Source organism: Pseudomonas sp. K5002 (genome assembly GCF_013386655.1).
Taxonomy (GTDB): Bacteria; Pseudomonadota; Gammaproteobacteria; order Pseudomonadales; family Pseudomonadaceae; genus Aquipseudomonas.
Map to the genome: position 1 here is coordinate 1 of NZ_JACARK010000245.1, position 8,556 is coordinate 8,556.

Below are 8,556 nucleotides of genomic sequence, written 5' to 3' on the forward strand. Positions count from 1 at the left end.
CCCGCGCCGCGGCAGAAAGGCTGGCCAGCGAACTGGGGGAAAAGGTCGGCGAAACCGTCGGCTACCGCATTCGCCTCGACAGTAAGGTCGGCCCCAACACCCGCATCGAAGTGGTCACCGAAGGCATCCTCACTCGGCGCCTGCAGGATGACCCGGCACTCGACGGCGTGGGTTTGTTGATCTTCGACGAGTTCCACGAACGCAGCCTGGACGCCGATCTGGCGCTGGCCCTTAGTCTTAATGGTCGAGACCTGTTTCGCGACGAGCAGCCGCTGAAGATTTTGCTGATGTCTGCCACCCTGGAAGGAGAGCGCCTGGCCGGGTTGCTGGACAACGCGCCGATCCTGCGCAGCGAAGGGCGCATGTACCCGGTGCAGATGCGCTGGGGCCGGCCATTCCAGCCCGGCGAATTTATCGAGCCACGGTTGGTGCAGACCATCCTTGAAGCCCTGCATGATGAAGCCGGCAGCGTGCTGGTGTTCCTGCCGGGGCAGGCCGAGATTCGTCGGGTTAATCAGCAATTGGCTGACGCGCTGGGCGATAACCCCGATGTGCTGCTATGCCCGCTGCACGGCGAACTGGACCTGGCCGCCCAGCGCGCCGCCATCGACCCGGCGCCCGCCGGCAAGCGCAAAGTGGTGCTGGCCACCAACATTGCCGAGACCAGCCTGACCATCAACGGCGTGCGCGTGGTGATCGATGCCGGGCTGGCGCGGGTCCCGCGTTTCGACCCGGGCAGCGGCATGACCCGTCTCGACACCCAGCGCATCTCCCGCGCCAGCGCCACCCAGCGTGCCGGCCGGGCAGGGCGCCTGGAGCCGGGGGTGTGTTATCGGTTGTGGTCCGAGGACCAGCATGAAGGGCTGGCGGCGTATTCCAGTGCGGAAATTCTCTCGGCGGATCTTTCCGGTTTGGCCCTGCAATTGGGCCGCTGGGGCGTGGCGCCTACTCAGTTGGTATGGCTCGACGTTCCGCCCACCGCGGCTTATGCACAGGCCCAGGATTTGCTCGAGCGCCTCGGAGCGTTGAGCGATACCAAGCTGACCGCCCACGGCCAGAAAATGGCCGGGTTGCCGGCGCACCCGCGAATCGCTCATTTGCTGCTGCGTGGTCAGGATCTGGGCCTGGCGAGCATGGCCTGTGACGTGGCGGCACTGTTGGGTGAGCGCGATATCCTGCGTGGTGCCGGTGCGGATTTGCACAGCCGCCTGGCCCTGTTATCCGGTGAAGAAAAGGCCCGTGGCACCCAGGGCGGTGTGCAGCGTGCCCGCCAACTGGCGCGGCAATACCGTGGCTATTTAAGAGGCAAGGCAGAGCAGCCGGTGGCTGATCCCGATCATCCGCGCTGGCTCGGCGCGTTGCTGGCGCTGGCCTACCCGGACCGCGTCGCCCAGCAACGGCGGGCGGGCGGTGCCGAATACCGCCTCGCCAACGGCCGTGCCGCGTTGTTCGCCGAAGCCGACAGCCTGATGAAGCAACCCTGGCTGGTGATCGCCGATCTGGGCAGCCGCCAGGGCCAGCGTGAAGAACGGATTTACCTCGCGGCGGATTTTGATCCGGCGCTGTTCGACTCGGTGTTGGCCGAGCAGGTGCGTAATGTCGACCAGCTTGACTGGGATGAGCGCGAGGGCGTGCTGCGGGCCGAACGCCAGCGCAAGGTCGGCGAACTGGTGCTCAGCCGCGAACCGCTGACCGGCCTCGACGAGTCCGCCCGCAGCCAGGCGCTGGTCAACCTGGTGCGGCGCAAAGGCCTGGAATTGCTGCCCTGGACCCCGGAGCTGCGCCAATGGCAGGCGCGGGTGATGCTGCTGCGTGGTCTGGATAGCGGCAAGGCCAGTGAATGGCCGGATGTCAGCGACAGCGCTTTGCTTGCCAGCCTGGAGCACTGGTTGATGCCGTACCTGGGCAAGGTGTCGCGCCTGAGCCATTTCGCCAGTCTGGATATTTCCAGCTTCCTGCATAACCTGCTGCCGTGGCCGTTGCCGGCGCGGTTGGACGAGCTGGCGCCGCACCATCTGAAGGTGCCGTCGGGCTCGTCGGTGCGGCTGGACTACAGCGAGCAGCCGCCGATTCTGGCGGTGCGCTTGCAGGAATTGTTCGGGCTGGCGGACACCCCACGGATTGCCGGCGGGCGGCAGGTGGTCAAGCTGCACCTGTTGTCGCCGGCCAGACGGCCCGTGCAGGTGACGCAGGACCTGGCGAACTTCTGGCGCAGTACTTACGCCGAGGTGAAGAAGGATTTGAAGGGGCGGTATCCGAAGCATTACTGGCCGGATGATCCGTTGATTGCTGAACCGACTGCCCGGATCAAGCCGAGAAAGTAAGTACATCGCAGATCTAATGTGGGAGCTGGCTTGCCTGCGATGGCATCACCTCGGTCTGTCGGATAGACCGAGGTGCCCTGCATCGCGGGCAAGCCCGGCTCCCACACAAGCCAGCTCCCACACTGTTTCGCCGCGTGGCTTACTGCGCGGCGGGCAACAGGAACCGCGCAATCACCGGCAAATGATTGGAGATACGCACCGTATCGCTCTGGCGCACCTTGCTCTCAACCTTCTTGAGGCGCGAGCTGTGGAACAGGTAATCCAGCGTACGGTCCGGCCCCTCTACGGTTGGGTCATTCGGGAAATACGTCAGCCACTGGTCCCGGTCAATCCCGCTGGATTGGCTGTTGCTCGGGATCATCGGGTACTTTTCCCACAGCAGGTGCAGCTCACTGTCCGGCGAGTATTGCCCGCGCTTGCCGGGGTCCAGGCGCAGGAACTGTCCCAGCGGCAGCAGGTTGAAATCCCCACCCATCAGCCATGGCGTGCCGCGGCTCTCGAATTTATCCACCAGCTTGACGGTCGCCTGCACCTGTTCCAGCACGGCGTTGTGCCCGGGGGCCGCGCCGTCCAGGCGAGTATTGAGCACGGCCAACTGGCCGCCATCGCTCAACGGCAGGTAGGTCAGCAATAACGCGGGCTTGGGCTGGAACTGACGGCTGATCAGGTTGGCGCGTGCTACCGGCAATTGCAGGCGCTCGGCGTGTTCGATCTGGTAGCGGCTCATGGTCACCAGCTTGCGGCCGACGCTGCCGAAGATATGCAGGTCGGGCACGAAGTCGGCTTTCCAGTCGAAGGCCTGGGCGCTGCACGGGTAGAGGTCGGCCAGGCGTTCCTGAAGCAAGGCCAGTTGGTCCTGGTAGCTGGAAGGCTTGGCGCCTTCGTCGACTTCCTGCAACAGCAGGATGTCGGGCTGCTCGTCGCGGATCACCCGCGCCACTTCGTCGAGGCTTGAAGCCATGTCTTCAACGGTCGGGCGGTCGTCCGGGCCGCTGCCGTCCGGGGTGTCGTACCAGAACACGTAGTTCTTGCCCGCCAGGTACTGCACGTTCCAGGTCATGACCTTTAGCGCCTGCCCAGGCAGCAGGGTCGGCGCACGGGGCGCGACGCAGCGGATGGGCAGGGTTTCCTTGTCGGCAGGGCGCCAGGTCAGGCTGTAGATCAAGCCGGTCAGCAGGGCCGCGAGGATCAGCAGGCCCAGCAAGGTAATGCGCAGTAGTCGGGTCATCGGCTCGGCTTATGGCGTTGCAGGACAGGCCCGGAGCATATCACCGCGCGTCGGCGTCGCCACCAATCAACATGAACAGGCGGAACAACACCACGCTGGTGAACAGTTGCAGGAAGCTCTGTGCGCTGTCGATCAGCAGGCCCAGCAGCGGGTTCGGGTCCGGATAGACCGCCACGCTGGCGCCCTTGAGCAACCACAGCGGGGTCATCACGCACAGCAGGCACACCAGGATCCGCCAGAAATGCCCACGGGTCAGGCGCAGGCTTTCCTTCATGGCCGACAGCGCCGACATGCCCCGCAGCACCAGCAGGTATTCGGCGAAAGCCAGCACCACCATCAGCCACAGGCCGGGCAGGAAATACAGCGACAGGCCCAGCAGGATCAGCAGCGTGCTGATTGCCGTCAGCAGGGCAAAGCGCGGCCACAGGGTCAGGGCCATGGCCAGCACATCCAGGGTGCGCGGCGATTCACCCCGGGTGCGGGCGTCGAGGAACAGGATCAGTGCGCCGGTGTACAGCGGGTACACCAGCAGCCCGATCACCACGCTGTAACCGGGAAACGCGTCTGGGCCGAGCGTGTGGTCGAGCACCTGTTGCAGCAGGGCTTCGAGGATCACCAGTGGCAGGCACAACTGCACGATGGCGCCCAGGTTGCGCTTGAAAAAGAAGAAGGAGTCGCGCAATACGTCTAACGGATTCATCAGGGTCTTCACAGGCCGAAAAGCAAGGGCGTTACTTTAACCGATCATGAGCAGATGCAAGCAAACGTAAACCTTGCGTAAAGACCATTGAAACAATCAGCAACAGCCCCATAACTGGGTTGTACCTTGCACATCGTGCGCAAGGCGAAGATTTCTACCGGCAATCTAACGAGGTCGCCATGAACAGCGAAGAACAAACCCTGATCGACGGACTGTTTTCACGGTTGCAGCAAGCCGAAACGGACTCAGCCCCCCGCGACGCCCAGGCTGAAGCGCGGATCAAGGAACACGTCACTCGCCAACCGGCCGCTGCGTACTACATGACCCAGTCGATTCTGGTGCAAGAGCACGCGATCAAGAGCCTCGATGCGCAGAACAAGCAGCAGGCCCAGCAGATCCAGGAGTTGCAGGACCAACTGCAACAGGCCAGGTCCCAGGCGGCGCAGCCTGCACCGAGCAGTGGCGGTTTCCTGTCGAGCATTTTCGGCGGCGGTTCCCGTGACCCGCAGCCGACCCAGAGCGCACCTGCGTCGTCGGGCGGTGGCTGGCGTGAACCAGCGCGTCCGTCGTTTGGCGGGCAACCTGCGCCGCAGCAGAACTACGGTGCTCCCCAGCAGAACTATCAGCAGCCACAACAGGCACCCGCAGCGCCGATTGGCAGCGGTTTCCTCGGCGGCGCCCTGAAAACCGCAGCTGGCGTGGCCGGTGGTGTGATGCTGGCAGAAGGCATCAGCAGCCTGTTCAGCCACAACTCGCAACAACCGCAAGTGGTTGAAGAGATCATCCGCGAAGAGCCGGCCCCGGCAAGCGACAACGGCAACTGGGGCAACGACGACCAGAAATATGCCGGCAACGACAGCTGGGGCAGCGATAACGCCTCCGACAGCTTCGCCGACAACGACTATTCCGACGACTCCTCCTCCTTTGGCGACGACGATTCCTTCGTCTGACCCACACTCAACCGGGGCGCTTCGTCGCCCCGGGCTGATTTTTCTCGGAAACTCCTTTGTGGCTGGCATACTGGCAACCTTTCCGGGCCCTTGAGTCCGGGGTCCATGCGCGTGTCATGAGGATTTGCGGTGAAAAAGATAGCCGTGTTCGCCGATGTACAAAACCTCTACTACACCGTGCGCCAGGCGTACGGCTGTCACTTCAACTACGCCGCCCTGTGGGCTGATATCAGCCAGCGCGGGCAGATTGTCGAGGCGTATGCCTATGCCATCGACCGTGGCGACAGCAAGCAACAGCAGTTCCAGCAGATCCTGCGCAACCTGGGTTTTACCGTGAAGCTCAAGCCTTACATCCAGCGCAGCGACGGCTCGGCCAAGGGCGACTGGGACGTGGGCATCACCATCGACATCATGGACGCCGCCGCCCATGTCGACGAAGTGGTGCTGGCCTCCGGCGACGGTGATTTCGACATGCTGCTGGACCGCATCATCAGCAAGCACGGCGTCGAAGCCGTGGCCTACGGCGTGCCGGGGCTGACGGCCAACTCATTGATACGCGCCGCCAGCCGCTACGTGCCGATCGAAGGCGCGTTGCTGCTTAAATAGATTTTTGACGGAGTTGGAACAGGTTTGGAACGTATAGCGGTCATCGACTTTGAAACCACCGGCATCCAGCCGAGCAGCAGCTGCCGGGCCACGGAAATCGCCGTGGTCATCCTGGAGCAGGGCCAGATCGTGGACCGCTACCAGAGCCTGATGAACGCTGGTGTGCGTGTGCCGGGGTTTATCGAGCAACTGACCGGCATCAGCAACGCCATGCTGCGCACCGCACCGTCGGCGGAGCGGGTGATGAACGAGGTGAACGAGTTTGTCGGCACCACGCCGCTGCTGGCCCACAACGCCGCGTTTGACCAGAAGTTCTGGGATTTCGAGCTGGGGTTGATCCGGCGTACGCGTTTGCAGAAGTTTGCCTGTTCGCTATTGCTGGCGCGACGCTTGATGCCGGCGGCGCCGAACCACAAGCTGGGTACCCTGACCTCGTTTGCCCAACTGCCCCACACCGGCAAGGCTCACCGGGCGATGGCGGACGCGGAGATGGCGGCGAACCTTACCGCTCACCTGGCCGAGGAACTGCGTCGCACCCACGGGTTGCGGGAGTTGTCACACGAATTGCTGTGCAGCTTGCAGAAGGTTCCGGCGGCGAAGATCAATGATCATCTGAAGAAGCATCGCGGGTTCTAAGTCGCTTGAGCAGAACTCCATCTTCAACATGACGAAGATCCAAATGTGGGAGCGGGCTTGCTCGCGAATACGGAGTATCAGCAAACACATGCACTGACTGACACACCGCATTCGCGAGCAAGCCCGCTCCCACATTAGTTTTGCGGTGTTATCGAGGCTGTAAGCAGTCCAGCGACCGATCCACCACCACCTTCGAATCAGTGAAGCTACTGACGTCATCGCAGGCAAGCCACACACAGTTGAGCGCGGGTGTTTCAAGCAACTCGGTCAACTATGGCGATCGTTCCCACGCTCCGCGTGGGAATGCCGCCCTGGACGCTCTGCGTCCGCTCTTCAAGTCGTGACGCAGAGCGTCACCGGATGCGTTCCCACGCAGAGCGTGGGAACGCGCTGCAGAGCGGCGTGTTCAGTTGCCACTCTTCCCATTCCCCTCCAACTGCCCCAACGGCACCCGCCGCTCTATCGCGCTCGACAAGATGATCGAGGTCTTGCTGAATCCGAATTTCGCCACCCGATTGATCAGGTTCTCCAGCTCCGGCATCGAGCCCACCGCCGCCTGCATGATCACGCACGGATCGCCCGTCACCCGATGGCATTCAGTCAACTCGGGAATTTCCGACAGCGCGTCGTAAACCTTCTGGCTCCCATGATTGGTCAACCGCAACTCAATCACGCACTGGATCGGCAACCCCACCTTCGACAGGTCGACCTTGGCCTGATACCCGGTAATCACACCACTGGCTTCCAGTTTCGCCACTCGCTCAGCCACGGCGGGCGCGGATAGGTTCACGGTGCGCGCCAGTTGCGCGTAGGACGCGCGGCCGTCTTCCAGCAGGGCGCTGAGAAGCATACGGTCGTATTTGTCCATGATAAGGCTCCGGGAATGCATAGCTTTCGAAAGCACGGTTTATAGCCTTGATAACCATGTTTTGAAAAGTGTACTGGCGCTTTAAACAGGTTTTGTAACTTATGTTTAAGGCCGGGGATTTCTAAAATAACGCTCCCTTGTCCTGCCACAGAGCTGCCCAATGCCTGGCCCACGTCGCTTTCCCTTACCGTTGATCGCCGCCTTTTTTGCGTTGTACGTGATCTGGGGGTCTACCTACCTGGTGATTCGCATTGGTGTGGAGTACTGGCCGCCGCTGTTGCTGGCGGGGATTCGCTTTATGACAGCGGGTGCGCTGATGTATGCCTTCCTGCGCTGGCGCGGGGCGCCGGCGCCGACGTGGGTGCAGTGGAAGGCTGCCGCGAAGATCGGCATTTTGCTGCTGACCTTCGGCAACGGTGCGGTCAGTGTGGCAGAACATACGGGCGTGGCTTCCGGGGTGGCCGCGTTGGCGGTGGCGACGGTGCCGTTGTTCACCTTGCTCTGTGGTTATTTCTGGGGCGCGCGTAATACCCGTCTGGAATGGGCCGGGGTGGTGCTGGGGATTATCGGTATCGCCATGCTCAATATGGGCTCCAACCTGCAATCGAGCCCCACCGGTGCGGCCTTGCTGATCTTTGCGGCGGCGGCCTGGGCCTTTGGTTCGGTGTGGAGCAAGCATTTGCCGCTGCCTCAAGGCGCGATGGCCAGTGCGGCGGAGATGCTGATCGCAGGTTTCGTGCTGCTGTTGCTCAGTGCCGTCAGCGGCGAACACCTCCAAGCCATGCCGCCGCTGGAAGGCTGGCTGGCCCTGGCGTACTTGACCGTGTTCGGCTCGATCATCGCCTTCAATGCCTATATGTACCTGCTCAAGCACGTACGCCCGGCGGCGGCCACCAGCTATGCCTACGTCAACCCGGCGGTGGCGGTGTTGCTCGGGATTGTGTTTGTCGGTGAGACCATCGGCACGGAGGAAGCCCTGGCGATGTTGGTGATTATCAGCGCGGTGCTGCTGATCAGCCTGCCACAGTGGCGAAAGCCAAAACCGGAAATAAGGTAAACTGCCGCGCATTGCGACCTTGCGCTGACTTTTTCCTACGGTATTTCCATGACTTTCGCCACACTTGGCCTGATCGAACCCTTGCTGCGCGCCCTTGAGACGCTTGGCTACCAGACCCCGACGCCGGTGCAGGCGCAAGCCATTCCGGCGGTGCTGGCAGGCCGTGACCTGATGGCTGCGGCCCAGA

Annotated in this window: 8 protein-coding genes and 1 pseudogene; 6 read left to right on the plus strand and 3 right to left on the minus strand. The window is 62.6% G+C overall.

The window, feature by feature from the left end:
• Positions 1-2,324 (plus strand): ATP-dependent helicase HrpB (gene hrpB, locus HX846_RS12960; protein ID WP_178965515.1); only part of this gene is annotated, 2,324 nt, incomplete at its 5' end.
• Between the two features lie 139 nt (positions 2,325-2,463).
• On the opposite strand, the gene HX846_RS12965 is transcribed toward hrpB, so the two are convergent.
• Positions 2,464-3,552, minus strand: coding sequence for an endonuclease/exonuclease/phosphatase family protein (locus tag HX846_RS12965; RefSeq protein WP_178965516.1), 1,089 nt, complete (start codon positions 3,550-3,552; stop codon positions 2,464-2,466).
• Between the two features lie 40 nt (positions 3,553-3,592).
• Positions 3,593-4,252, minus strand: a complete 660-nt coding sequence (locus HX846_RS12970; protein ID WP_003215498.1) for a YciC family protein — start codon at positions 4,250-4,252, stop codon at positions 3,593-3,595.
• Positions 4,253-4,431: 179 nt separating this feature from the next.
• Between HX846_RS12970 and HX846_RS12975 the strand changes: the two genes are divergently transcribed.
• The 3 genes from HX846_RS12975 (at position 4,432) to HX846_RS12985 (ending at position 6,444) form a co-directional block, all read left to right on the plus strand.
• A complete protein-coding gene (locus HX846_RS12975; RefSeq protein WP_008436594.1) occupies positions 4,432-5,202 on the plus strand; it encodes a DUF2076 domain-containing protein in 771 nt (256 codons plus the stop codon).
• A 129-nt stretch (positions 5,203-5,331) separates the two neighbouring features.
• Positions 5,332-5,808, plus strand: a complete 477-nt coding sequence (locus HX846_RS12980) for an NYN domain-containing protein (RefSeq protein WP_003215502.1) — start codon at positions 5,332-5,334, stop codon at positions 5,806-5,808.
• Between the two features lie 24 nt (positions 5,809-5,832).
• A complete protein-coding gene (locus HX846_RS12985; protein WP_003215504.1) occupies positions 5,833-6,444 on the plus strand; it encodes a PolC-type DNA polymerase III in 612 nt (203 codons plus the stop codon).
• A 406-nt stretch (positions 6,445-6,850) separates the two neighbouring features.
• On the opposite strand, the gene HX846_RS12990 is transcribed toward HX846_RS12985, so the two are convergent.
• Complete coding sequence (locus tag HX846_RS12990) at positions 6,851-7,312, minus strand: Lrp/AsnC family transcriptional regulator (protein WP_003215506.1); 462 nt, start codon at positions 7,310-7,312, stop codon at positions 6,851-6,853.
• Between the two features lie 160 nt (positions 7,313-7,472).
• Between HX846_RS12990 and yedA the strand changes: the two genes are divergently transcribed.
• Both yedA and HX846_RS13000 read left to right on the plus strand, forming a co-directional pair.
• Positions 7,473-8,369: a drug/metabolite exporter YedA gene (gene yedA / locus HX846_RS12995; RefSeq protein ID WP_008436601.1), complete on the plus strand. Its 897-nt coding sequence runs from the start codon at positions 7,473-7,475 to the stop codon at positions 8,367-8,369.
• Between the two features lie 48 nt (positions 8,370-8,417).
• Positions 8,418-8,556: pseudogene (locus HX846_RS13000) on the plus strand (DEAD/DEAH box helicase); the annotation flags it as partial.